The sequence below is a fragment of the Streptomyces sp. NPDC031474 genome (assembly GCF_055581185.1).
In genome coordinates this window covers 1-25,021 of sequence record NZ_JBVIJX010000050.1, presented here as the reverse complement: position 1 = coordinate 25,021, position 25,021 = coordinate 1, and the positions used below count along the sequence as shown (strand labels likewise).

General features: G+C 68.0%; 17 protein-coding genes and 9 pseudogenes. 9 read left to right on the top strand and 17 right to left on the bottom strand.

Features of this window, described 5'->3' with window-relative positions:
• On the bottom strand, positions 1-116 hold a 116-nt coding region (locus tag ACZ5SK_RS47170; RefSeq protein ID WP_468578004.1), incomplete at its 3' end, for an FAD-dependent monooxygenase.
• A 182-nt stretch (positions 117-298) separates the two neighbouring features.
• Between ACZ5SK_RS47170 and ACZ5SK_RS47165 the strand changes: the two genes are divergently transcribed.
• Both ACZ5SK_RS47165 and ACZ5SK_RS47160 read left to right on the top strand, forming a co-directional pair.
• Complete coding sequence (locus ACZ5SK_RS47165; protein ID WP_334573679.1) at positions 299-946, top strand: TetR/AcrR family transcriptional regulator; 648 nt, start codon at positions 299-301, stop codon at positions 944-946.
• A gap of 788 nt (positions 947-1,734) precedes the next feature.
• Positions 1,735-1,968, top strand: a pseudogene (locus ACZ5SK_RS47160) (IS256 family transposase); the annotation flags it as partial.
• A 446-nt stretch (positions 1,969-2,414) separates the two neighbouring features.
• Here ACZ5SK_RS47160 and ACZ5SK_RS47155 read toward each other — a convergent pair.
• Positions 2,415-3,515: an ABC transporter permease gene (locus ACZ5SK_RS47155; protein WP_361710805.1), complete on the bottom strand. Its 1,101-nt coding sequence runs from the start codon at positions 3,513-3,515 to the stop codon at positions 2,415-2,417.
• 229 nt (positions 3,516-3,744) lie between these two features.
• On the opposite strand from ACZ5SK_RS47155, the pseudogene ACZ5SK_RS47150 reads away from it, so the two are divergent.
• Positions 3,745-3,975, top strand: a pseudogene (locus ACZ5SK_RS47150) (leucine zipper domain-containing protein); the annotation flags it as partial.
• Between the two features lie 103 nt (positions 3,976-4,078).
• Here ACZ5SK_RS47150 and ACZ5SK_RS47145 read toward each other — a convergent pair.
• The 3 genes and pseudogenes from ACZ5SK_RS47145 to ACZ5SK_RS47135 form a co-directional block, all read right to left on the bottom strand.
• A pseudogene (locus tag ACZ5SK_RS47145) lies at positions 4,079-4,453 on the bottom strand (acyl-CoA dehydrogenase family protein); the annotation flags it as partial.
• Between the two features lie 575 nt (positions 4,454-5,028).
• Complete coding sequence (locus ACZ5SK_RS47140) at positions 5,029-5,130, bottom strand: hypothetical protein (RefSeq protein WP_443041174.1); 102 nt, start codon at positions 5,128-5,130, stop codon at positions 5,029-5,031.
• 541 nt (positions 5,131-5,671) lie between these two features.
• Positions 5,672-5,812 carry a hypothetical protein gene (locus tag ACZ5SK_RS47135; protein WP_334573682.1) on the bottom strand — a complete coding sequence of 47 codons (141 nt, stop codon included), beginning with the start codon at positions 5,810-5,812 and terminating at the stop codon, positions 5,672-5,674.
• A 452-nt stretch (positions 5,813-6,264) separates the two neighbouring features.
• Between ACZ5SK_RS47135 and ACZ5SK_RS47130 the strand changes: the two are divergent.
• Together ACZ5SK_RS47130 and ACZ5SK_RS47125 are read left to right on the top strand one after the other, a co-directional pair.
• Positions 6,265-6,626: pseudogene (locus ACZ5SK_RS47130) on the top strand (transposase); the annotation flags it as partial.
• 652 nt (positions 6,627-7,278) lie between these two features.
• Positions 7,279-7,686, top strand: a pseudogene (locus ACZ5SK_RS47125) (IS5 family transposase); the annotation flags it as partial.
• Positions 7,687-7,735: 49 nt separating this feature from the next.
• Here the strand turns inward: ACZ5SK_RS47125 and ACZ5SK_RS47120 are convergent.
• The 6 genes and pseudogenes from ACZ5SK_RS47120 to ACZ5SK_RS47095 form a co-directional block, all read right to left on the bottom strand.
• Positions 7,736-10,030: a LuxR C-terminal-related transcriptional regulator gene (locus ACZ5SK_RS47120; protein ID WP_361710787.1), complete on the bottom strand. Its 2,295-nt coding sequence runs from the start codon at positions 10,028-10,030 to the stop codon at positions 7,736-7,738.
• Between the two features lie 289 nt (positions 10,031-10,319).
• Positions 10,320-10,631, bottom strand: a pseudogene (locus tag ACZ5SK_RS47115) (hypothetical protein).
• Complete coding sequence (locus ACZ5SK_RS47110) at positions 10,628-11,203, bottom strand: S1 RNA-binding domain-containing protein (protein WP_361710788.1); 576 nt, start codon at positions 11,201-11,203, stop codon at positions 10,628-10,630. Before ACZ5SK_RS47110 ends, ACZ5SK_RS47115 begins: the two are co-directional and overlap by 4 nt.
• Positions 11,204-11,248: 45 nt before the next feature.
• Positions 11,249-12,005 (bottom strand): annotated as a pseudogene (locus ACZ5SK_RS47105) (sulfite exporter TauE/SafE family protein).
• Between the two features lie 80 nt (positions 12,006-12,085).
• The gene (locus ACZ5SK_RS47100) at positions 12,086-13,372 is read right to left on the bottom strand and encodes a metal-dependent hydrolase family protein (RefSeq protein WP_468578001.1); all 1,287 of its coding nucleotides are present in this window, start codon (positions 13,370-13,372) and stop codon (positions 12,086-12,088) included.
• Between the two features lie 31 nt (positions 13,373-13,403).
• On the bottom strand, positions 13,404-15,065 hold the full coding sequence (locus ACZ5SK_RS47095) for a bifunctional fumarylacetoacetate hydrolase/alpha/beta hydrolase family protein (protein ID WP_361710720.1): 1,662 nt from the start codon (positions 15,063-15,065) through the stop codon (positions 13,404-13,406).
• 153 nt (positions 15,066-15,218) lie between these two features.
• Here ACZ5SK_RS47095 and ACZ5SK_RS47090 point away from each other — a divergent pair, with 153 nt between their 5' ends.
• Positions 15,219-15,890: a FadR/GntR family transcriptional regulator gene (locus ACZ5SK_RS47090; protein WP_361710721.1), complete on the top strand. Its 672-nt coding sequence runs from the start codon at positions 15,219-15,221 to the stop codon at positions 15,888-15,890.
• Positions 15,891-16,020: 130 nt separating this feature from the next.
• Here ACZ5SK_RS47090 and mobF read toward each other — a convergent pair whose 3' ends face one another.
• The 5 genes from mobF to ACZ5SK_RS47065 form a co-directional block, all read right to left on the bottom strand.
• Entirely contained in the window at positions 16,021-17,079 is a 1,059-nt protein-coding gene (gene mobF / locus ACZ5SK_RS47085) for a MobF family relaxase (protein WP_361710723.1), read from the bottom strand.
• A 388-nt stretch (positions 17,080-17,467) separates the two neighbouring features.
• On the bottom strand, positions 17,468-18,049 hold the full coding sequence (locus ACZ5SK_RS47080; RefSeq protein ID WP_334573693.1) for a DJ-1/PfpI family protein: 582 nt from the start codon (positions 18,047-18,049) through the stop codon (positions 17,468-17,470).
• Positions 18,049-18,933, bottom strand: coding sequence for an ABC transporter ATP-binding protein (locus ACZ5SK_RS47075; RefSeq protein ID WP_334573695.1), 885 nt, complete (start codon positions 18,931-18,933; stop codon positions 18,049-18,051). Before ACZ5SK_RS47075 ends, ACZ5SK_RS47080 begins: the two co-directional genes overlap by 1 nt.
• Before the next feature lie 4 nt (positions 18,934-18,937).
• Positions 18,938-19,903, bottom strand: coding sequence for a FecCD family ABC transporter permease (locus ACZ5SK_RS47070; RefSeq protein WP_361710725.1), 966 nt, complete (start codon positions 19,901-19,903; stop codon positions 18,938-18,940).
• 56 nt (positions 19,904-19,959) lie between these two features.
• Positions 19,960-20,997, bottom strand: coding sequence for an ABC transporter substrate-binding protein (locus ACZ5SK_RS47065; RefSeq protein ID WP_361710726.1), 1,038 nt, complete (start codon positions 20,995-20,997; stop codon positions 19,960-19,962).
• A gap of 578 nt (positions 20,998-21,575) precedes the next feature.
• Between ACZ5SK_RS47065 and ACZ5SK_RS47060 the strand changes: the two are divergent.
• The 3 genes and pseudogenes from ACZ5SK_RS47060 to ACZ5SK_RS47050 all read left to right on the top strand — a co-directional run.
• Positions 21,576-21,829 (top strand): annotated as a pseudogene (locus tag ACZ5SK_RS47060) (transposase); the annotation flags it as partial.
• Between the two features lie 271 nt (positions 21,830-22,100).
• Positions 22,101-22,610, top strand: coding sequence for a DinB family protein (locus ACZ5SK_RS47055; RefSeq protein ID WP_334573700.1), 510 nt, complete (start codon positions 22,101-22,103; stop codon positions 22,608-22,610).
• A gap of 86 nt (positions 22,611-22,696) precedes the next feature.
• A pseudogene (locus tag ACZ5SK_RS47050) lies at positions 22,697-23,050 on the top strand (IS982 family transposase); the annotation flags it as partial.
• A gap of 520 nt (positions 23,051-23,570) precedes the next feature.
• On the opposite strand, the gene ACZ5SK_RS47045 reads toward ACZ5SK_RS47050, so the two are convergent.
• Complete coding sequence (locus tag ACZ5SK_RS47045; RefSeq protein WP_361710526.1) at positions 23,571-24,911, bottom strand: tetratricopeptide repeat protein; 1,341 nt, start codon at positions 24,909-24,911, stop codon at positions 23,571-23,573.
• Between the last annotated feature and the right edge of the window lie 110 nt (positions 24,912-25,021).

The window sequence follows — 25,021 nt, the reverse complement described above, 5'->3', positions numbered from 1 at the left end:
AGACCGGGCCAGCGTTCGCAGACCACCACCCGGTGGCCGAGCCGGCCGAGCAGGGACGCTGCGGCGAGGCCGGTCGGTCCGTAGCCGACGACGGCAATGTCATAGTGCGGAGCCATCGGACACCTCCAGAGACAGCCCCGCGCCATTGCGAGGGGTCGTGGTGGGAAGGGAGAAGGGTGCGGCCCGCCCGTTCGGTACACGCCGCAGCTTTGTGTGAATTCAGATTCACACTTGGCGTGAAGAGAGATTCACACAACGGCAACATGGACGTCAAGAGCTTGGTCGATAAACTGCACAGATGACCGAGTCCCCCACCCGCAGGCCTGCCGCCCTCCGAGAAGGCAGTCGCCGTTCACAGCAGGACCTCCTGCGGGCCGGGTACGCACTGCTCGAAGAGGGCGGGGTGGACTCGCTGACCGTGGCCGCGGTCGCCGAGCGGGCCGGCATGGCGGTCGGCAGCATCTACCGACGATTCGGCGACAAGGAAGGACTCCTGCTGGCCATCCAGCGCGCCTTCACCGAGAACCTCCAGGCTGAGATCACGGAGCGCATGTCCGTGGATCGGCTGCGCCTCCTGCGCGATCCGGCCGTGGCGATCGCCGAGGCAGTCGGCGCGCTCACCGACTCCTTCCAGGCACACGAGGGCCTGCTCCGTGTCTTCCTGCTGCTCGGCACTCGGAACGAAGCGGTACGGTCCGAGGGCTCGCGCGTCAGCGTAGAGGGCAACCGCAACTTCGCCGAAGCGCTGCGGCACGTCCCCATCGCGCATCCGGATCCCGCGGCCGCGCTGGACTTCGCCTTCCGTCTGACCTACGCCGCGATCGCGCACCGGGTCACCCAGGGCGAGTTCCTCGAGTCCGACCGCCCCCTACCCTGGAACGAGCTGCGCAGTCACCTCCAGACCGCGGCTATCTCCTACCTTCTCGGCACCCCGGACGGCCGCTGACCCCCGGCTCGCCGCCCCAGAGAAGCATGTGTACGACTCTTGACGAGCTGCGGATTCCATGTGAGCTTTCCCTCAAGCTTCGCGTGAACAATCATTCACATATAGGTCATCCATGCCTGCATCCCGCGCCCAGAGCCTCACTGCCCTTCGCGTCACCACGGCACTGGCTGGCCTGTGCGCACCTGAAGCAACGGCTGACTTCCCGACCCTGCCGACGATGTCCGGGGCTCCATGTCCACCGCCCCGCCTTACCCTCATGCCTCCGCCGCCATGCTGATGCGCGGCACGATTCTGGCCAGCAACGGGCCCGAGAACGATCGCCTCCGCCAGGTCGTCGCCCACCGGCTCACCCTGCGGGCCCGGCGCGAGGAGCCGACATCGATCGAGGCCAAGACGGACGCGCTTAACGCGTGTGGGAGGCGACCGCTGAGCGTTGGCGCGTGGCGCACATGTCCCAGACCAAGCGCATGCCTCGGTCTGACACCGCGAACGGCCAGCCGCCGCGTCCTGACGCCGCTCTTCGACGAACAGACAACAGGGTTCAGGACAGGCCATCGACCGAAGAGAGTTCGACATGCAGGTTCTTGCGGCGGTGCGCCGCGGTCGTGGAGGTGAGGCAACGCATGTCAGCCACTGAGATCGAGGCACCAACATCCGGCGCGGTCGAGCAATGCTCAGTACCTGTGGATCGAGGCTCGGGAGGCGCGCGGAGGGCGTACCTTCCCGAGTGATCGACAGAAGGTCACCGAGTAGGCCCGCGTTGCACCGCGGGTCGGGAAGGCACGCCCGTGCTGAGCATAGTCAATGCCGATGGGTCCACCCTGAACGGCTCCCTGATCGACGAGATCGTCCGCGAGGGTGCGAGGCGGATGCCGGCTGCCGCCCTGGAGGCGGAAGTCAACACCTACATAGCCGAGGTGGCCGAGGAGCGCGACGAGTCCGGTCGCCGCTTGGTCGTGCGCAACGGCTACCACCAGCCGCGGAAGGTCACCACCGCCGCCGGGTCGGTCGAGGTGAATTCGAGAGCCCCCTGCGCGGGTTCAGCCGGATCGCGTCACGCGACACGCACACCGCTCAAGGTGCCAGGGTGTGGACGCTCATCGGCTCGGCGAACCGCGACGAGCGCAAGTGGGAGCGCCCCGACGAGTTCGACTTCCGGCGCAACCCGCTCGACCAGCCGGCGTTTTCCAGTGCTGACGCTGCTGCCCGACGTCTCGTACCTGACCCGCATCGGCAAACCGGGACCTGCGAGTCATCGAGGCTGCCGTCCGCGCGCGCACCGCAGACGGCAGCCGGATCGGCGACACCTACCGGCTGCTGACCACGCTCACCGACCACCGCACCGACCCGGCCTTCCGACTCGTACACCTGTATCACGGGCGGTGGGAGGTGAAGTCCGCCTGTCTGGCCCTGCGTCACACCCTGCTCGAGGTCCGGCCAGCCTGCGGGCGGCGGCCCGGCGCGGACGTCAGCCTGCGGAGGGTGCCAGGGCCAGCCCGCTGTCGTCCGGCTCCGCGGCCTCGGCGGGCGCCGCCTTGCGCCGCTCCCGCAAACCGGCGGCGACCAACGCGACCGCGGCACCGCCGACCGCGTAGGCGCCGAGCACCCACCAGGCGGTCGCGGTGGCGTGGGCGTCGAAGTACACGGTGTTGCGGACCAGCGTGGTGCCCGCGCCGGGCGGCAGTGCCTGGCCGATCGCGCGCCAGAAGGCCGGCAGCAGCACCGACGGATAAACCCCGCCCGAGCTGGGGTTGCCCAACACCACGAAGAGCAGGACGGTCAGTCCAGTACCGAGCATGCCCAGCAGTGTCTGCAGGGCGAGCGAGGTCGCTGCCGACGCGAACACCACCAGTGTGCCGATCCCGGTCAGCGCCCAGAAGTGACCGCTCAGCGCGTCGAACACCGGGCCCACGATCACCGCACCGGCGATCCCCGACACGAGGGCGTACAGGGCCAGCACCGCGAGCCTGATCGTGATCCGGTGCCGGTTGGCCGGCCGCGACCCCGAGGACATGTTCATGATCGTCGCGGTCAGGTAGCCGCCGACCACCCAGCCGAGGACTAGGTAGAAGGACGTCATGCCGCGCCCGTCACCGGTGTTGGGGGCCTTGATGTCGGTGATCGTGACCTGCCGCTTCTGCGCGGCCTCGATCTTCTGCGCGAGCAGGGTGGCGGTCTGTGACACCGAGGGGCCGCCTGCGGAGGCGACGAGCAGGGTGTCCTTGGTGCCGGCCGCGTTGAACAGGAAGGCGGCATCCGCGCTCCGGTCCATGAGCCGCTGCCGAGCGGCGGACTCGCTCGCGGTGGGGGTCGCCTTCACTGGGTCGCCGTCGAGCGCGTTGAGCTTGGCCACGATCTGCGCCGAGGCCTGCTGCGGGGCCACCACCGCCACCGGCAGGCGGTGTGGGGCGGGCGAGTGGAACGCGCCCAGGTAGGAGAGGGTGAAGGCAAGTTGGATCAGCAGGCCGCCCAGGACGAGCCCGAAGGCGCGGAAGCTGATGGCGTCCCGGAGTTCGGCAACGAACCCACGGGTGGGGGTGCCGGAAACGGAGGGAGTGTCGGCGTTCATGGCGCGCATGCTCTCAGTCGGCACATGCCGCCGTCCACACGGGCCCCCTGTATCCGCCGGTAGCCCTGACCAGCGGCGATCCGCTTGTCCGGGCGCAGTAGGAAACCTAGGTGTTCTGTCCCGGGAGGTTGTGGACGGGTAAGCCAGATCTCCGCTGAGGGATCTTGAATAGGTGAGGGCCTTCCGGTTCGGTGTGGATTGCGACGTCTACACCAACAGAAAGGCCCTCGTGCCCCACCGTAATGCACCCCTGACCGAGACCGGCCGTCTGCGTCTGGCCCGCTGCGTGGTCGAGGACGGCTGGACCCCGCGCCGAGCCGCCGAACGCTTCCAGGTCTCGCCCACAACGGCCCAGCGATGGGCGGACCGCTACCGGAAGCTCGGCGCGACGGGCATGCGCGACCGCTCGTCCAGACCGCGTCACAGCCCGAGCCGGATCCCGACCCGCACATCTCGCCGATGACGGTCCGAGTGACCTGCATACAGCGGAGCACGTCGCGGGTACCGCGGCCTGGCCGGCCAACGACGGCGTCGGTGGGGACGGGGGTGCCGTGGAAGGCGATACCGCTCAGGTCGTGGCCGCGTAGCCCGAGCGTGCGCACTGTGGGCTTGGGCGTAAAGCAGCCGGGCGGCAGGTCCTCCTTGTCCACCAGCAGCACCAGCGGCCCGCTGGGGCCTTGGGCCAGTACGGTGATGAAGCGGCCCTCGGTGGCGTTGCCCACCGGCCACTTCTCACCGTCCAGGATGTAGCGGTCACCGTCCCGGCGGGCGGTGGTAGCGGTGGCCGCCACATCACTGCCGGCGTCCGCCTCGGAGACGCCGAAGCACACTGTGTCACCGGCCAGCACGCCCTCGGCCACGAGTTTGCGCTGCTCGGGGGTACCCCACAGCCACACCGGCCCGGTACCCAGCCAGGTCGAGCCGTACTTCACCACCATCGTCAGGTTGCGGCGCGCCACCGAGCGGATCAGTGCCCGAGCCGACTCCACGTTGAGCAACCTGCCGCCCACGGATTGCGGGACGAGACGGCTTATCAGCCCCCATCCGTGCAGGGTCTCGACGGCTCCGGGCGGTATCGCGTCACGCTCGTCGTGGGCGACGATCTCGGCGAACGAGAAAGGGCCGGACGGGGCGAGCGGGTCTCCCAGCAGCCCTTCCAACTCGATGATCAGCCGCCTGGTGGGGCGAGGGATTGAAGTCGGATCCATTCATCCACTCCTATGCAAAGATTTTGGGATTCGTCGCCGCGATGTCCCGGCCAAGTGTCGCGGTCCACGTCCCCAGGAATTCGACAGGTAATTTGTCATGCCCCAAACTTGCCGAGCTGTGCCTAGTTTTCTGGGTTTACGGTGGCCGACAGCAGACTGAGCGACATGGCGGGAAAGTTGGAGATTACCGCTGAAAGAGGTCGACAATATCTGTCGGCGTCAACCGCACGAGAACATCGATACACTCAGGGATCTCAATGGATTACTCGCCCGGAAACGTCGGGGGCCCTCAGCCTAAAGGCGCGTCAGAGGGGAGGACGGTTACGGTCGATGGGTTCCCCGGGCGGCCATTCCTCCACAGGCTGCATGATGGGATCGATGTAGACAAAGTGGTCCTCGATGACCATCTCGGCAGGGTCCCACTGGCTGGTGGCTCGCACCTGGACATCAGGCAGGATGACCGGAGATGGCGTAGTCAGTCTTAACGAGTACCAGGGGGAAGCTTTACCGCGTTGCCGAGGACGTAGGTCAGCATGAGGGTGAAGACGGCGGGTTGGACAACGCCGTAGACGAGCTGGTCTGTCTGGCGGGCATGCGCATCAGCAGGCGCTTGGTCAGCAGGTGCACGTCGAAAAGGAATTCGACCGATGAGCTCTTCGGGCCTTTCCTCTTCCGACTCGGCATGGCGGGCGAGACTCGGCGGTGATGGACTGCGACGGCCTGATCGTCGCTCGCCGTTTCCATAGGGTTCTCAATGAGTGGGTACTGAGTCACCAAATCGCGTCCTCTCCATGCTGACGAACTCCGGCCGGACGGCTCGTCAGTGGAAGAAGACGTCGTCCAGGGTCGGTCGGCGCAACTCGACGTCCTCCAGTTCGATCCCGGCGGCGTCCATGTCGCGCAGAAGACAACTGGCAGACCCCGTTCATGTGGCGACCCGCTCGGGATTCACACCCCCGCGGACGCCGAGCCCGGCATCCGCCCGCTCCGCGCGGCCAGCACCGCCAGTTGCTGGGAACGGTCGAGCCTGCGCGCGTGGACCCGGCCGATGGCCGCCTCGACGCGGTGCGGATTCTTCCTCAGGTCCAAGGCGGCCACCTCATGGCTGCAGTAGTCCCAGTTCAGGCATTCATGCGGGCTCTTGCTGGGCACCACAGTCGCCGCAGGGGTGTGCGCGGCGCCATCGGTGGTTTTACGGACCGGGTACGGATCCCCCCCGTGGCCTGGCGGCTCAACCGGGCCACCCCCGGCACTCACTCCTCGTGGTCCCCGCTCGCCGACGCACCTGCCGGGCCCGGAAGGACGGGCGGTCATCAATCCGCGGGTAGCAACTGAGGGCGTACCGGGTACCGGCCCCAGCGAAGTTGGGAGACTCCACGGACCGCCCCGCAGACCTGCCGTCGCCTGATCTCCCAATCAAGCGACCGCACGGTGCATTTGATGTGGTCAGTGGCCGATGAGGGGGACCAGACGATCGAGGCAGGCGCAACCCCGCGGACGGTCGCGCACAACGTCCGGGCGGCCCGCAACACAGCGCACTTCGCATCTCGCAGATCCGCAGTCTTCCCCTGGTCGAGGAGGCGATGGCGTGCCAGGCACTCGCGCTGCTCCGGCAGTTGGAAGCCGCGTGGGCGAGTGCTGATGATCTCGCCGAGGCTGCGTGCAGGCGTTCGAGTCACCCGCTGATGCCGAGATCGTCACCAGCTTCCCAGGGCTGGGTCCGCTCAGCCGAGCTCGGCTTCTGGCCGAGATCGGCGACGACAGGACTCGGTTCGCCGACGCCAGAGGTCTGAAGGCATACGCGGGTTCCGCCCCGGTCACCCGGGCCTCCGGCAAGAGCGTGTCCGTCGCGGCCCGCAGGGTGAAGAACCAGCGGCTGGCCGGCGTTGGCTATATGTGGGCCTCGACAGAAGGGCCTCTTATTTCTTGCTGGACTCGACAACCGCGAGTTGCCAAGAGGCCCTTCTGTCATGCCTCCGCATCGGCCAACTCACCCGATCCAGCACCCCTTCGAATCAGACCGACCACGCGAACGGATAGAGAACAGCCAGTTACGGGCCCTTAACGGACCCTTGCTGGTGGGCAAGGGGGTCATCGCGGGTCTTGGCTGAGTGCTCTGGCCCAAGCCCGCCGCCGCGTCGGAGCGAAGCCGCTGCGGTGGCTGTTCGACCTGCTGCGTGGCCCGGCTGCCACCCCGCGGGACGCAGGAACCCGTTGGTGCGGACTGCTGGTGATCGCGATCAACGGCACCACCCTGACCGTGCCCGACACCCCCGCGGTCCTGACCGGGTTCACCAAGCAGGCGGCAACCACGGCGGGACCGGATATCCGCAACTCCGCCTGCCCATGCTGGTCGCCTGCGGCACCCGTACCCTCATCCACGCGGTCTTCGGCCCCACCACCTCGGCCGAGACCACCTACGCCCCCGCCTGCTGCCCAGCCTGCCTCCTGGAACGATCCTGCTGGCCGACCGCAACTTTGCCGGCAAGAAGCTGGTGGCCGACATCGCCGCCACCGGTGCCGAGGTCCTGGTCCGGCTCAAGAACGGTCGCAGGATGCTCACCGACGGGCAGGGCATCCCGCTCGCGGTGTCGCTGACCGGCGGCAACCGCAACGACGTCACCCAACTGCTGCCGCTGCTGGACAAGATTCCAGCGGTTTCGGGAGTCGTCGGCCGGCCGCGTCGGCGGCCCGCCATGCTCTTCGCGAACCGCGGCTACGACCACGACAAGTACCGTCGGCTCCTGCGGCAGCGCGGGATCCGGCCCGCGATCGCCCAGCGGGGACAACCGCACGGCACCGGCCTGGGCACCTTCCGCTGGGTCGTCGAGCAGACGATCTCCTGGCTGCACGGATTCCGCCGCCTACGGATCCGATGGGAACGACGCGACGACATCCACGAGACCTTCCTCGCACTCGCCGTCTGCCTGATCACCCACCGGCACGTCCAGAAACTTTGTTAGGGCCAGTTAGCGGGTCAACGCCGTGCTCCCGCTGTACCACCAGCAGATGTCATGCCTCGCGGTTGCCGAACAGGGCGGCGACCTGAGTTCGGGAGGTAAAGCCGAGCTTGCTCAGGATGTTTTCGACATGTGTGTCGACGGTGCGTCGGGTGATGAAGAGCTCGGCCGCGATCTCCTTGTTGGTCTTCCCGCTGGTCAGCAGGTGTGCCACTTCCCGTTCGCGGGGGCTGAGGGGCCGGCCCTCGGTTCCCGTCAGCGGAACGGGAACGGGCTCCTTGCGGAGCGCGTAGGCGACGGCCCCATCCTTGCTGAAGCGGCGCCCTTCCTTCAACGCCTTGTTGAAGGCACTTGCGCCGAGGCTCTCCCGGGCCTGCCCAAGGCACTGGTTGCGACGGGTGAGCCACTCCTCGAAGCGGGCCGGTATGTTGAACATCTCGCCGAGGGCGTCGCCCGCGCCCATCAGCCGCGTGGCGCGTTCCGCGTCGCCGCGATCCGCCTCGGCCAAGCCGAGGAATTCCAGGGCGATGCAGATCCCGAACAGGTCGTCAAGGTCGCATTTGCGCGTGAGCGCCTCGCTCAGCAAGGCCATCGCATCTCCGTGCCGGTGCTGGAGGAGCGCGGCGTGGCCCAGATGCAGGACGGCCCAGGACAGCAGCCACTTCTCACCGTGGGCACGGCAGTGATCGCAGGCCTCCTCGAGGACCGGCACGGCACGGTCGGGCTGGCCGATGTAGCACCAGGCCATCCCCAAGATGACCAGGAAGTGGGCGAGGCGGGGGGTGGAGCCGGTGGCCTGGCGTTCCAGTCGTACCGCCTCCTCGAAGCAGGCGACGGCGGCCTCGACGCTCCCCTGGAAGAGGTGGGCGATGCCACGGCTGAACGTCACGTGAGCGATGGCGGTATCGTCGTCGAGCCGTTTGGCCAGGTCATAGCACTCGTCCAGCATCAGCAGGCCGACGGGGACAGTGCCGCCGAGTACGGCGAAGTGGCCGTTGACCCACAGAGCGCGCACTCGTTCCCGGCTGGGCTCGGGGGCGGCGGCCAGTAGCCGGTCGATCCAGTGCCGCGCCTCGTGGTGAAGCCCGCCGACGAACCAGGCACTCCACAGGTCGGCGGCCATGCCGAGTCCGGCGCGGACCTCGCCGGGCTCGGTGAGACAGAACTGCAGGGCGACCCGGATGTTGGGCAGATCGGTCAGTACGGCACGCAGCAATGCGGCTTGGTCGGCACCGAACCAACCGGCTTCCAGCCGGGCCGCGAGGCCGGCGAAGTAGTCACGGTGCGCCCTTCGTGCGGCGTCTTCCTCACCGCTTGCCCTCAGCCGGTGGAGCCCGTACAGGTGGAGCGTTTCCAGCATCTGATAGCGCGTGCCGTCGAAGCTCACAATCGATTTTTCGACGAGTTCGTTCAGCGCCACATGCAACTCGCCGGGCAACGGCTCCTCCCCCGCGCCCACCCACTCGACGGCGGCCAGTCCGGCGCCGCCCGCGAACACCGACATCCGGGCCCACAGCATGCGCGCGGCCTCAGAACACTGCTCATGGCTGTGGTCCACCATCCCGAGCAGGGTGCGATGCCGTGGCGGGGCGGTACGGCTGCCGCAGGTGAGGACCCCGAACCGGTCCTCCAACCGCGTGAGGATCTCAAGGACGGACATGCTGCGCGTCCGGGCTGCGGCAAGCTCAAGAGCCAGCGGGAGCCCGTCCAGCCGTCGGCACAGGGCGAAAACCGTTTCCTGGTTGTCGGGGGTGAGAGAGAACTGGGGGTCGGCCGCCGAGGCCCGGCTGAGGAAGAGAGAAACGGCGTCGTACCGGTCGGTGGCCGTTTGCGACCGGTGCTGCCCCTCTTCCGGAACGGACAGCGGCGGGGCCGGAAACACGCTCTCCCCGTCGATGCGCAGGGGCTCGCGACTGGTGGCGAGTATGCGCAGATTCGGGCAGGCGCGCAGCAGGTCGGGCGCCAGCTTCGCGCAGGCATCAATCATGTGTTCGCAATTGTCGAGGAGGAGCAGCAAAGATCGGTTGCCGATACTGTCGACCAACTCGGCGGTGTTTCCGGCGCGCATGGTCATGGGCAGCATGGAGGAAATCTTCAGCGCGAGGAGATCCTCGTCAGTCAGGTCGGCGAGTTCCACCAGCCAGGCACCGTCGGGAAGCGCCGCCTGTACATGTCGAGCAGCGTGCAGAGCGAGCCGGCTCTTACCGACCCCGCCGGTCCCGACCACCGTCACCAGCCGTGATTCCGACAGCAGCCGCAGGACTTCGGCCGTCTCCCTGCGTCGCCCCACCGTGCTGGTCAGGTCCGCAGGCAGATTGCCCAGGTGCGTCCCAGTGCCACCGGCCATTGCGCCGTACCCCAAATCGCTCTCATGCTCGAACCAGGACGAAGTCTATATTGCTACGTGATTAGCCGAATCGGCGTATATCACGATCGGGAGATCACGCTGCGGCAGGCCCACGGGGCGGTCCGGGGAGTCTCCCACTCGTGGTTGCGTCGTTCGAGTTCCTTCAGGCGCGCCCGTGCGTTCAACGGCCCTGCACTCCCGAAGCTGCCACGAAGTGACAAGTAGCTCTCAGTAGCCGATCTGACGTACTGCTGTCAGGGCCTCAGCGTTCTGCTCCTGGTCAACCGGGTTAGCGGGCTCTGATCGCACGACGGGGGGCATCCCAGACCGCCTCGAATTCTTGCGCGGTCCTGGTCGGGTTCGTGCCCCTCCCGCTGCGAGACCGGGATCCCAGCGGTAACCCCGAACGTCCTTTCGTATCGTACTCGGCCAGACTCCCTGCCTGCTGGGCACGCTGCCATTCGTCCAGGGACGCAGCCGCGATCAGGGTCAGCTCGGAATCCTGGAGTTCGACCTGTCGGGTTACCCAGCCGCCGGCGTCGACCTCGAAGTAGAACCAGATGGCTTCCTCGTCCCAGAAACACTGCATCCATGTCGTCATTGGTCAGCCTGCCTCTGCGACAGGGCAATGCGGCGCCGTACGTGATCGACATCCATGATCTTCACGGTGAGAGCGTCGCCGACCTCGATGACGTCCTGCGGCGATTGATCCAGCTCGTCGGTGTGCACGAGCCCCTCAAAGCCGTCCTCTCGGTCTTCGACTCGAAGCGACAGCGGCACTCGCTCCCGGACCATGTCGACGTCGAGGACCTCAGCTGTGATCTCCTGGCCGACACTGACGACGTCGGACGGGTGGTTGATCGGACGCCAGGACAGCTCCGGAATGTTGATCACCGCGGTGAAGCCACCGATGTCCACGAAGGTGACGCCGAAGCTGGCGAAGGTCGTCACCGTGGCGGTGACGACCTGGCCGCGGCGCAGGGTCTTCAGGAACGCCCACCCCCGGTCGCTGGGTCTCGGGTCGGTCTGCCAGCGCGCGCGGAGTACACCGTCGCTGTCGGGCAGCACAGCGGTGAACAGCGGGTGGTCTTCACCGGCGTACATGGATACGACGCCGACAGCACTCGCGCTGGCAAGCCGGGAGGTCACGTCCTCGAACTGGGTCTCGTCCACGACCGTGCTGTGATCTGCCCGTCTTCCTCTCCCAGATGACCTCCACTAGGGCCTGTGTGAAGTTGTGATCACTCTTCCGGTTCCGATTCGGTACGGGGGCGGGTCCGGTAGGACGGTGGGTGTGACGCGTAGGCAACTCACCGACGAGCAGGTCGCGCAGACGACGCCGGGCAGGCCGCCCAGTGTCGAGCCGACGGCGATGAGTGCGGCAGCGGTCCAGTCGACGTCGGTTGCCGCCAGGAACACGAGGGCGGCGACGCCATTGACGATGGCTGCGAGCACGTTCTTGGCGGCGTTGATCCGCTGCAGGCTGTCGTGCAGGAAGCCGCCGAGCAGGCCCACGAGCAGGAGGCCTTGGGCCGCGCCGAAATAGCCTCCGTAGATGCCGGTCGCCGCTACGCCCAGCCACATCGCCGGGCCGCCGTTCTCGCGGCCGGAGGGCTGTTCACGCAGTCGGCGGTTGAGGCGGGGCTGCAAAAGGATCAGTACGCAGGCGGCCAGGATGAGCAGCGGTACGGCCGACTCGAAGGCGTGGGCCCGGCAGCCTCAGCAGCAACTGCGCCCCCACCAGTCCGCCGGTGGCTGAGGCGAGACCGAGGCGGACCAGGTGGCGCCGCTGGCCCTTGAGCTCGCGGCGGTAGCCATAGGCGGCGCTCAGGCCGCCTGGGACGAGGCCGAGGTTGTTGGACACGTTGGCCAGGATGGGCGGGTATCCGAAGGCGAGCAGGGTGGGGAAGGTGATGAGCGTTCCCGAGCCGACCACCGCGTTGAGGGCTCCGGCCGCAATGCCGGCTGCTGTGATCGCCCCCCTCGTGTGTGCAGTTGCGGACGTGCTGGTGCCCCCAGGTGGGACAGGAACCGGGGGCACCAGGTTGTCGGGGATCAGGCCGTGACAACGACGGGCTGATCGGCCGGGGCGGGGGCGTCTCCGGGCGCGCCGTGGGTGGGGTCCTTGTGGAAGGCGCCGCCCTTCATGATGCCGACGATCCTGTCGCGGTTCTGCAGGACGGTGATGTCCTTGAGCGGGTCGCCGTCAACGAGGATGAGGTCGGCGTAGAAGCCGGGCTTGACCTGCCCGAGTTCGTCGGGCATCCGCATGATCTCCCCGCCGAGCTTGGTCGCGGCCAGCAGCGTCTGCATCGGGGTGTAGCCGAGGAGCTCGACGAAGTGCTGCAGGTCGCGGGCGTAGGTGCCGTGCGGGGTCCAGGCGAAGCCGTAGTCGCCGCCGGGCAGGACGCGGATGCCGCGCCGCCGCATCTCCTGGAGGCCCGCGATGGCGCACTCGAGCTCGCGCTTGTAGCCGGCCGCTTCGGCGGCCTCGGGCGGGTAGCCGAAGCCGGCGGCGTCGTTGAGGGTGGCCACCAGCCAGTTCAGGCCGGGGGCGACGAAGACCTCGTCCTTCTTGGCTTCGAGCATGTCGAGGCCCTGTTCGTCGATGAAGCTGGCGTGGTAGATGATGTCGACGTTGTTGCGCAGGGACATTTTCACGCTCTCCGCGGAGCGGGCGTGCGTACACACACGCAGGCCGCGGCGGTGGGCTTCGGTGGTGACGGCGAGGACCTCTTCGTCGGAGAAGTAGTTGTCCTCGGCGTGCTGGTTGCCGGTGATCTCTTCGCCGGACATGCTCAGCTTGACCAGGTCGGCGCCGTAGGCGACGTTGCGGCGGACCTGCTTGCGCATCTCCTCGGGGCCGTCGGCGAACGCGGTGATGCCGTCCACGAGGGCGCCGCCGGTGACGGCGATCTCCTGGCAGTTGGCCAGGTAGCGCGGGCCGACGAGGAGTCCGTCGTTGATGGCGTTGCGGATGACGACGTCCAGGCGGGCCTTGGCGGAGGCCGCGCCCACGCACATGGTGTACCCGGCGTTGAGGTAGGTCAGCGCGGAGCGAGCGGACAGCAGGGTGTGCTCCTCCACCCCCAGGGTCCCCAGGCCGGGCAGGACCGCGGAGTTGATCCAGCTGAAGTGGGTGTGCGCGTCGCACAGGCCGGACATGAGGAACTGTCCGCGGCCGTCGACCACGCGGACGCCGTCGCGGGGCAGGTCGCCGCTGCCGCGGCGGACCTCGGCGATGCGTTCTCCGGTGACCAGGACCTCGCCGTGGAAGGGCTCGCGGCCGCTGGAGTCGAAGACCCGGACGTTGGTGAACAGGGTGGAGGTGCTCGGTGACATCGTCGTCACCATCCTTTCAGGGCGGAGCGGGTCAGGACTGGGTGAGGAATTCCCGCAGGTGGCGGGTGACGTCTCCGGGTGCTTCCAGGGTGTGCCAGTGACCGATGCCCTCGATGATGTGCAGGCGGGCCTTGGGCAGCAGGGCGAAGATGTCGTCGTTGACGGCCGGCGGGCTGGTCTTGTCGTCGCTGCCGGTGAGCAGCAGTACCGGGGCCTTGATGCCGGCGAAGTCCGGCTCCTCGGCTGAGGCGAGGGCCTCGCAGGCGGCGGCGTAGCCGTCGGGGTCCTGGCCGAGCAGCAGTTCCCGGACCAGGGCGGCGGCCAGGGGACGCTCGGTGCGGGTCTGCTCGGAGGTGGCGACCGAGACGATGGTGTCGGCCACCGCGGACATGCCGCCCTCGCGTACGGTGCGGGCGCGGGCCCGTGTGGCGTCCTTGGCCTGTGGGGCCTGGGCGCGGACCGGCCCGAGCAGCGCGAGCTTGGTGACCCGGCCGGGATGGGCGGCGGCGAAGGTGGAAGCGACCAGGGTGCCCATGGAGTGGGCGACCACGGCGGTCTCCCCGATGCCCTCGGCGTCCAGCAGGGCGGTGAGTTCTTCGACCCAGCCGGTGATGCTGGGTGTGCCGTTGCGGGGTGAGCGGCCGTGGCCGGACAGGTCGTAGCGCAGCACGGTGTGGTGCTCGGCCAGGGCGGCGACCTGCGGGTCGTAGACGGTGGTGGCACCGCCGAGGCCGTGGATGAGGACCACGGGCGAGCCCTGCCCGGTCTTCTCGACGAACAGCTCGGCACCGGCGGCGGGCCGCAGGTGGTCGCGGCCGGCCGCGGGACCGATGATGTTGGTCAGCTCGCCCAGTCCCGGGGCGGAGACGACGACCTGGTCCCCGGTGGTGAGGTACTTGGGCGGGTCGAAGCCGATGCCGACGCCGACGGGGGTACCGGTGGCGATGACGTCTCCGGGTTCCAGCGTGATGCCGGCCGACAGGGCCTCGATGATGGCCGCCACGTCGAAGATCAGCTGGGAGGTGTTGGTGTCCTGGCGCAGCTCGCCGTTGACGCGGGTCTGCAACTGCAGATCACGGATGTCGATCTCGTCGGCGGTCACGGCCCACGGCCCCATCGGGCAGAAGGTGTCCAGGGACTTGCCGATGAACCACTGCTTGTGGTCCCGCTGCAGGTCACGGGCGGTGACGTCGTTGATGAGGGTGTAACCCCACACGTATTCCATCGCCTCGTCCCGGCTCACCTTAGAGGCGCGCCGCCCGATGATGACCCCGATCTCGCCCTCGTAGTCGAGCGCGGAGGTGATGTCGGTGTGCGGGTCGACCACGTCACCCGAGGCGATCACGGACGCCGCCGGCTTGGTGAAGACGACCGGGTACTCCGGCACGTGCTGCCCGTCCGCGGAGCCGGTCGCGTCGAAACCGCTCTTGGCGAACTCCGCCGCATGCTCGGAGTAGTTGCGTCCCACGCAGAAGATGTTGCGCGCCGGGACGTGGGGAGCCAGCAACCGTCCGTCGACGGCCGTACCGCCTATCTCCAGACGCCCTGCAGCTTCCGGGCCCGCATCGATGATCTGCTGCAGATCACCCACGGGTACGCCGGTGTCGGCGAAGCGCACCTCACGGCCCGCTCCCTGTTCGTCGACCGCGCACATCCGCACGCCGTCCCTGGTGTGAATCCTTGCGAAGCGCACCGCACCTCCTAGACCAATAGGAACCAATATGAGGAATCGGTTCTTATCGGTGAGACTAGGTTCGCGTTTCCGGCAGGTCAATACTCGGTTTCTCGCACATTGATCGATTGTGGTGCTAACATTGGTTCGGATTGGTTCAGGGAGGGGTGAGTGATGGACGCTGTCGGCCCAGCCGCCACCGTGCTCAAGCACGTGGAAGAGATCATCAACACCGGCGGCCTCAAGCCCGGCGACCGCCTGCCCACCGAACGGGACCTGGCAGCAGCCACCGGAGTCGGCCGCGCCGCGGTCCGCGCCGCCCTACAGGACCTCGAATCCCGCGGCATCGTGCTGCGTCACGTCGGCCGCGGCACCTTCATCGCCCCGGACGAGACCGCACTGGCTGACGGCTCCGCCCACCAGCCCAGCCCTGCGGAGATCATGGCCTCACGCCTGGTCCTGGAACCGGAGCTGATGCCGCTCGCAGTCGGCTCCGCCACGGGGGCGGACCTCGCGGAGATGGAACGCTGCCTGCGCGGCGGCGAGCAGGCATCCAGCTCGGAAGAGTTCGAACGCTGGGACACCGCCCTGCACCACAGCTTCGCCATGGCCACCCACAACGCAGTCCTGATCAGCGTCAGCTCCCTGCTCGTCAACGCCCGTCGCCAGCCCATATGGGGCGGACTCAAGCGCCGCAGCTTCAACCCCGAACGCCACCGCTGCTACTGCACCGAACACGAGCAGATCGTCGCCGCCGTCCGCGAACGAGATCCACAGGCCGCCCGCGACGCCATGCGCGACCACCTCCACCATGTACGCCGCGTCCTGCTCGGCGATCACCTCTGACGCACCGCCGCTGGTACCCCGCTTCACGGTTTACGGACGGCCGACGAAAGAAGCCCAGCCCATACGCCTCACATCATCGTGTCCGCCTTGATGCCGGTTCGTCGTGTGCCGAGTGCGTTTGACCGTCTCGTCAGGGAGCCAGGGAGACCTCTTCGGCGGGCCTCAAGTCATGCGCGCTCTGCGAGCGGCGCCTGCCCGAACATCCGCCCCGCAGGCAGTTGCGCGCCGTGAAACGCTCGGGTTTCCGCTCAGAGGCATCCAGGATCTTACGAACTCGCGCGCTTCGGCGTTCGACATCCTGGGCATCGACGGCGGTGACGTACTCGTGCTCCAGGTCGGCCCGGCAGGCGGCTATCTGGTCGCTGCGCCGTGAGGTCCAGCGGATCAGCTCGTGCGGCACCCCGGCGATCTCCATCACCGGGCGGGGCCCGGCGGTGACGGTGCGCGGCTCGGAGGCCAGCCCCAGCGCCTCACACACCTCAGTCATCACGATCTCGTTGTAGAGCGCGGACGCGGCGACGGTGTTCTCGAACAGGACCTCCGAATCGACCGATCCCCACTTCCCGTCCAGACGCTGCCCCTTCACCGACAGCCACAGATGGTCATGGAGCAGCGGCATTCCCGACCGGGCCTCATAGCGGCGGAAGCGGGCGGCGACCAGCCCGCCGGGCGGCCGGACCTGGTAGACGCCGTCCTTGCCGAAGCGGATCACCGCCATCTGGTCCTCGATCCACTCCAACACCCTCTCGATCGCCCGCTCGTGCGCGGCCTCGATCACCCGCCGGGTCTCGTCATCACCCAGCGCCCAGAGCAGGTAGATCGTCAGCTGCGGACGGAAGACCCGGTCGAAGCCCGTGACCTTCACCCGGCGGCCGAGGGCGCCGGCCTTCCACGCGGCCTTCGGCGCCTTGCCCGCAGCCAGCAGGTCGGCCTCGATCAGATCGGCGTGCGGGTGCCGGCCTCTCTCCCCGAACAAGTTGCGAAGCTGCGCCTCGGTGACGACGTCCCCCGCGGCCAGGCCGAGGGCCGCGAGCCCGCGGCCCATCCATCGGCCGACCGGGACGCCGGCCTCCTCCTGAGCCTTGGCGAGCGGCGTGCGCGCCGGGCGCCGACCATCGCCGACGACGGTCTGACGCAAGTGGTAGCGGTACATCTGCCCGGCGGTGATCAGCGCGATATCCATCGTCATGCCGACACGCCACACGGCCCTGAGCTGCAAGAAAAGCCCGATCCGCGTTGCGTCCCGCCGGGCGGGAGTAGCGGCCGAACTTTCTTCTCAGGTGCCCGTCAGGCGGGAAGCGGCTCCGGTCGGGCCGGCCAGTGTCAACGCTCTCCGGATCGCCGGGAGATGGCAGTTCGACCCGGCCTCACTGCTCAGTGGGCTCCGCTGTCTCGGTCGGTCCGCAGCGCTTTCGCAGTCCTTTCGCAGGCCTGGGCGATCTGCTCCCGGAAGGTGTAGACCCTCGGGTTGGTCAGTGCCTCCTGCCTCAGAGCGGCGAGGGCCTCGATCCATTCGACAGCGTCCGCGGGCAGCGTGTAGGGCTGCCCGCTCAGACGCGACCCGGCAGGTCCGGTGATCAGGAGCTTCGCCAGACGGCTCCCCGCTGCTCGTATTCCATGATGGCCTCGACGCCGAGGGCGACGGATGCTCCGCACTCGCGGGTGATCAGCCAGAGCGCCAGATCGATTCCGCTGGTGACACCGCCCGCGGTCACCAGATTCCCGTCGTCGACGACTCGTGCGTCAATCACCCTGCCTCCCTGGGCGGCCAGATCGGCCTTGCCCAGGTGGTGTGTCGTGCACGGACGGCCGTTGGTCAAGCCCGCCGCGGACAGCACCAGGACCCCGGTGCAGACACCGGCGACGGTGACTCCTGCCTGCTGTGCCCGCACGAGGTCCCGATGGACCTCTGGATCCTTGATCAGCTGATCGCCGCCGCCCGGCACGATCAGGACATCGGCATCGGTGGGATCCCAGGCAGTCGGCACCACGATCCTGGTGCCGAAGAAGCATGTCACCTCGCCGGGAGCCGACGGTCGCACCAGTGTCGTCTCCACCTGACCGCCCGCCTGCACGGCGTGCCCGAACACGTCACGCGGTCCGATGGCATCCTGCTCCTCGACCCCGTCGTACATGAGGATCTGAACTCGCAGCGACATCAGCTGTTCTCCTTGATTGAGGCGGTGCCCACGGATGGCGCCCGCGCGGGGTCCGGGGCCTGACGCGGGCGCACGCCCTCGGATCGGCTGTCGTCCTCCAGGGCGTCCTCGTCCACGAGCGGATGGGCCGCGTATGTGATCCGGACGACGCCGTCGGCGTGCCGTTCGGTGCGGGCGCGGACGCCGAAGACGGCGGCAAGGATCTGCGGGGTGAGTACCTCCAGGACCGGTCCCGCCGCTACCACGGTTCCCTCGTGCAGGACGACCAGGTGGTCGCAGAGGCGGGCGGCCAGGTCGAGGTCGTGCAGGACGGCGAGGGTGGTGATGCCGGTGGCGCGGATGAGGTCGAGGAGTTCGAACCGGGCACGAATGTCGAGGTGGTTGGTGAGTTCGTCCAGGACGAGGAGGTGCGGGTTCTGGGCCAACGCACGGGCCAGCAGCACGCGTTGGCGTTCGCCGCCGGACAGGGAGGCGTAGTCGCGGTCCGCGAAGGGCCGTACGCCGCAGCGGTCGACGGCGTCCGTCACCGCCTGGTGGTCCTCGGTTCGGTCGCGGCCCAGCAGGCCGTGGTGGGGGGCGCGGCCGAGGGCGACGATCTCGGTGACGGTCAGGCCGGTGGTGTTGCCGCCCGCGTCCTGGAGGACGGCGGCGGTACGGCGGGCGGCGGCCCGGGCCGACAGTGCCCAGACGTCGTCCTCGCCGACCCGGACGGCGCCGTCCGCCGGTCGCAGTGAGCGGTAGACGGCGCGCAGCAGGGTGGACTTGCCGCTGCCGTTGGGGCCGACGAGGCCGACGATGTCTCCCTTGCGGGCTTCGAGGCTCACGTCGCGCAGGATCGGGGCGCGGTCCAGAGTGATGTGGAGCTGGTCGACGGTCAGTTTCATGCGGTCAGTCCAGACCCTTGTTGCGGCGCAGCAGCCAGAGGAAGAAGGGGGCGCCGAGGAGGGCGGTGAGGATGCCCAGCGGCAGTTCGTTGGGGCGGTCGAGGGTGCGGGAGAGCAGGTCGACGAGGACCAGGTAGAGGGCGCCCAGCAGGGCGGTCAGGGGCAGCAGGCGGCGGTGGTCGGCGCCGGTGGTCAGGCGCACCAGGTGCGGGATCATCAGGCCGACGAAGCCGATGCTGCCTGCGACGGCGATGACGGTGCCGGTGAGCAGCGCGCTGAGGACGAGGAGAACGGCCCTGAGCCGGTTGACGTCGACGCCGAGGGCGGTGGCCGACTCGTCGCCGGCCAGCAGCACGTTGAGCCGCCGGCCGAAGAGGGCGAGGAGCGTGGTCGTGACGAGCACGACCACGGCGACCGTGGGGACCTGGTCCCACTGGGCGCCCGCGACACTGCCCAGCATCCAGAACATCACCGTCCGCAACTCGTTCGGGGTCGCCTGGAGTTGCACGTAGCTGGTGGCCGAGAGGAAGACGTACCCGACGGCGACGCCCGCCAGCACCAGCCGGGTCGGCGCCAGCCGGCCGCTCCGTTGCCCGAGCGCGAACACCAGCGCCCCGGCGGCGACCGCGCCGAGGAAGGCAGCCGCCGAAACCCCGAGTCCGGCCAGCGCGGCGCCCCCGCCCAGGGAGATGACGAGGACGGCGCCGAGGGTGGCACCGTAGGAGAAGCCCAGCACGATGGGGTCGGCGAGCGGGTTGGACACCACGGTCTGGAGCACCGCTCCGGACACCGCCAGGCCCGCGCCGACCAGGGCCGCCAGCACCACGCGCGGAGTGCGGAAGTTCCAGACGATCTGGTCGAGCGCCGGGTCGGAGGGCGCCGCCCCCGCCCCGGTGACGTGGTGCAGGACGATCCCCCACACGTCACCGACCGGGACGCCGACGGCGCCGATGCTGATCGCCACAATCATGGTGGCGATCAGCGCGACGAGCAGGACCGTGAACGCCAGCGGAACCTTGAGCCTGCTCAGAGCGCGTCGGGGTGCAGCATCTTCGCGGCCTTCTCCACCGCCAGGTCGTTGCTCGGGCCGAGGTACATCGAGTCGGACAGCGTCACGTACGTGTTGTTCTTGGCGGCCGGCCACTGGGGGAACTCCTTGAGCAGTTTCTTGGCGTAAGCCGCCGGGTTCGGGTCGTTGTAGCTGACGACGACGACAGCGTCGACGTCGGTGGCGGCCACCTTCTCCTTGCTCAGGTCGGCGAAAGTGGCCTTGGTGGTGTTCGAAAAGGCGTTGGCGCCGCCAGCCTTCGCCAGGATGTCGTTGACGATGCCGTTGGCGAGGACCGAGCTGAAGTCGTTGCTGCCCATGGACATGTTGGAGAAGAGCACCATGACCTTGGGCTTCTTCTGCCCTTTGACCTTTTCGGAGACCGCCGCGATGTTCTTCTCGGAGGCGGCGATCACTTTCTCGGCCCGGTCACTGACGTTGAAGATCTTTCCCATGTCGCGCAGCAGCCGATAGCTGTCGGCGACGGTCATCTTTGAAGGGTCGTCGTCGCAGCCCTGCGGGGAGACGTAGCTGTTGGCTCCTACCTGCTTCAGTTGCTCGCGGGTGGCGAAGCCGTTCTTCTGGTCGAAGCCGTACGTGGTGACGGACAGGACGAGATCGGGGCGCAGGCCGAGCATCGCCTCGCGCGGGATGTCGTAGGCGTCGTTGACCTTGACGTCCCCGGTGGGCAGCTTCTTGATGGCGGCGGCCCGGCCGGGTACTTCGGACATGTCGTAGCCCTGCTGGTTGGCGACGATCCTGTCTCCGAGTCCGAGCGCGAGGAGGGTGGAGACCTCCGCGACCGAGGCGCCGTTCATGACGACGACCCGGCTGGGCGCCTTCTTGAAGGTCTCCTTCTGCCCGCAGTTGTCCAGGGTCACCGGGTAGCCCGTCTTCGAGGCCGCAACCTCGGCCGTGTCGGCGCTCGCCTTGTCCCCCGACGAGGAGCCGCATGCCGCGGTGAGCAGGCAAATGGCTGCGGCCAGGGCGGTGGCTGCCGGCCGGTTGATCGACATGCGGGCTCCTATGCGTGCGGGATGTGCTGCTGGTCCTCTGCGTGGTTCTCGGTGCAGTAGTCGGGGCGCGGCGGCCGTGAGTTCCCGCGTATCTCCGGCAATTGCCCAACCCGGCAGAGCAGTTGATGCCCCGGCAGCAGAGTTGGTGCTCCCCATCGGAGAGCACCAACCGGCCACGTCAGGCCGCCAGGGCGGACGGCGCCTCGGCCCTGCAGGAGCTGCCATGCCAAAGTCGACTGTGGCACCGGAGAGTGCCGCCGTGGCGAATCGGTGCTACAGGTCCCTGCCTCGGCTCTGCGCAGTGGGTGCGATGAGAGGTCGGGCCTGGGAGGAATAGCGTCCGGCAGTGAGCAATTGTGGATCGGGGCTCGGGAGGCGCGTGAGGGCGTACCTTCCCGAGTGATCGATTGATGGTCACCGAGTAGGCCGACGCTGCGAACGTCGGTCGGGAAGGCACGCCCGTGCTCAGCGTAGTCAACGCCAATGGCTCCACCCCGAACGGCTCTGATCGACGAGATCGTCCGCGAGGGCGCACGACGGATGCTGGCTGCCGCCCTGGAGGCGGAAGTCAACGCCTAGACCGCGGCTACGACCACGACAAGTACCGTCGGCTCCTGCGGCAGCGCGGGATCCGGCCCGCGTTCGCCCAGCGGGGACACCGCACGGCACCGGCCTGGGCACCTTCCGCTGGGTCGTCGAGCGGACGATCTCCTGGCTGCACGGCTTCCGCCGCCTACGGATCCGATGGGAACGACGCGACGACCTCCATGAAGCCTTCCTCGGACTCGCCGTCTGCCTGATCGCCCACCGGCACGTCCAGAGGCTTTGTTAGGGCCAGTAAATCCGCAGGTCTTGACTATTCCTCCCACGCCGCCCCCGGCTGGGCCGGCACTACGGCGCTGCACCCGACGGTGCAGCGCCGTTCGTGTGTCTAGATGATCAATTCCAGGGCTGCGGCTGCGGGTGACCGATGAGCCATGCTGATCCCTGTGACCTGCGACTTCCGTGGTGACAGTCGGATCCGGGGACGGCCCTCGTCTGGGGACAGTCGACGGGAGTAGATACTGGCCCTGAAATGCAGGCATGGATGAGGGGTGCAGCCCGTGACCGTCGACAATCGCATAGGACCGCCCAGTTTTGGAAGTGAACGTGACATGCTGCGGGCTTTCCTCGACTACCACCGCGCGACCCTTGCCATGAAGTGCGAAGGGCTTACCGACGAGGAGCTGCGGCAGCAGTCGATGCCGCCGTCCACGCTTTCGCTGCTCGGTCTGGTCCGGCACATGGCGGAGGTGGAGCGTGCTTGGTTCCATCGGGTGTTCGAGGACAACGACGTGCCCATGGTCTGGTCCGACAAGATCGACTTCCAGGCGGCGTACGACGCGAGCGCGTCGACCAGGGACGAGGCGTTCGGAGCCTGGGAGGCAGAGGTGGAGACCTCGCGCCGTATCGAGCGGGAGGCTGAGTCCCTGGACCGGGCCGGGTATCAGCCGAGATGGGGCGAGGAAGTATCGCTGCGGATGGTGATGGTGCACGTGCTCCTGGAGTACGGCCGCCACAACGGGCACGCGGACTTTCTGCGCGAGGGTGTCGACGGGACCGTGGGCTCCTGAGTCCGCAGGAGTCACCGATCTCCAAGTGCTGGTCTGTTCCACGGACTCGCCCACGCGCCTGGAAGGAGGGAGTCCAACATCGGTGTGTGAAGACAGAGTTGGACTCCCTCGCCACCGCACTCTATGTGAAGACCGACGACCTGCTGAAGGCAGCATCACCGCATCTGGCGCCCTGGCGTCCGGCCATCGGGATCGCTCCACAACCGACCGATGCCGAGCTGGCCACGCTCGCCATGATGCAGGCCATGCTGGGCTTCACCTCCGAGGCCAAGTGGCTTCGCTACGCCCGCTCCCGCCTGCGGCATCTCTTCCCCTGCCTGCCCAAGCAGCCCGGCTACAACAAGCGCGTGCACAAGGCCGCCGAACTGCTGCGGCAAGTGACCCGGCTGCTGGCCACCGACACCTCCGTATGGAGCGACGACGTGTGGATCGTGGATTCGGCGCTTTCTAGGGATCGTCGCAACACGTGATCACTGGCGTGTACGGCGAGCAGTGCAAGCAGCGGCTCAGCTGGGAGTTCCCAGCCGAGCCGCTGTTGCCTCGTCGACGACCGGGGGGGTGCTGCCGCTTCGACGGCGGCTGGTTGGGCGAACCCTGGAAGTCACCGGGCCTTGACCCATGCCGCGGACACCGCGGCTCTGGCGGCCGCCGTACCCAAGTGCGCCAGCGAGCACGGTGGTGGGCCGGTCTTCCGGGACAAGCTCCGGGAGCCCCACGCCGCAGATCGGGCAAGGCCAGATACTGTCCCGACCACGGTCACTTTCCGTATGCAGGCCGTGGACGCATTCGCGGGGAGATTGCGCCCCGCCAGCATTCGCGCTATTGAAGTGCAAGCGATCACACATAACGGGCCACATCTCACACATCACGGTATGTGGTCAGCGGAGATCGTAACGGCTGACCATCGCCTGGCACAGGCCGCGGATATGTCCGGACACCCAGAGTGACGCAACGAGGGCATCAGAGAGACGGAGGTTGCTCTGCTCGCCGCTGCCAGAGCCAGCCCTCATTGTGCGTTGTTGCCGAAGCACCCAGCACCTGTCCTTCGCGGTGGCGGTCACCGAGGCTACGGAAGGCGGTGGCTGCCAGACCGTAGGCGTCGGCGGCTTCGTCGAAGTGGTGTATTTGCCGCAAGGCGAGGCCAAGGCTATTCAGCGCTGCGCCCTCGCCCTCGAGGTCCCCGGTTTCGCGGTAGGCGGCAACGGCCTCGGTATGAACGTCGATCGCTTCGTCGAAGCGTCGCGCTTCCCGCAGGGCGAGGCCGAGACTATTCAGCCCTGTGCCCTCACCGTGGCGGTCGCCGATCTCCCGGTAGGCGGCAACGGCCTGGGGGTGCGCATCGATGGCGTCGTCGAACCGGCGCACCCGGGCCAGGCTGCCGCCGAGGCCGGTCAGCGCTGCCGCTTCCCTGTGGTGGTCGCCAAGCTCGCTGCAAATGGCCAGGGCTTGGGTGTAGACGTCAATGGCATCGCCGAACCGGCGCACCCGGAGCAGGGAGCCTTCGAGGTTGCCCAGTGCCGCGCCTTCGCTGCTGCGGTCACCAAGATCGCGGCAGGCTGCCACGGCTTGGGTAAGGGAATGGATGGCGTCGTCGAACCGGCGCACCCCGTCCAAGGCGAGGCCGAGGTTGCCCAGTGCCGCGCCTTCGCTGCTGCGGTCACCAAGGTCGCGGCAGACGGCCAGGACCGTGGTGGTTACCGTCATCAAGTCGTCGAACAAACGGCGATAGTCGAAGAAGTACGCGAGGCCGAAGGCAATCGCGACACTGGTCTCGGGGTGACCTAGAGCCGGGGCTGCGGTGGCGGTGGCAACTAGGTTGCCGCGTTCGTCCTCGAGCCAGGCCAAGGCGGCGGCACGGTCCGGAAAGGTGGATGAGGGGAGAACGGGCAGGAACTCAAGATAGGCGCCGGCTGCCTGGGTCGTGTCCTGGTAGTAGGCGAAGAGCCGCGCCCGGGCGCTGTCGCGCTGGTCGGTGCCGGCATAGGTAGCTCCGTGCTGGTCGGCGTAGAGGCGGACTAGGTCATGCAGCCGCCAACGGCCCCAGACTTGTCCGGGTTCGATCAGGTGGGCGCGGGCCCGGTCTTGCAGATTGCCTTCAGCTTGGGAAGGGTCGGTGTCGGCTAGGCGGGCGGCTGCTTCGGTGGAGAGGTCAGGGCCGGGGTTCAGCGGAAGCAGCCGGAACAGGCGGGCGTGGCCATGGTCGAGGTGCTGATAGGACAGGTCGAAGGCGGCGCGCACCGCGCGGTCCTCGCGCTTGAGGCGATCCAGCCGGGAGTGCTCTGTTTGCAGGGCGTGGTCCAACGAGGCCAAGGGACGGCTAGTAGGACTCCGTTACGTCTGCCTGTGAGTCCTGTCTGGGGGCATGTTGAAGGTGTGGACGCACATGAAGTGAACCGTGCTCGGGCGAAGTT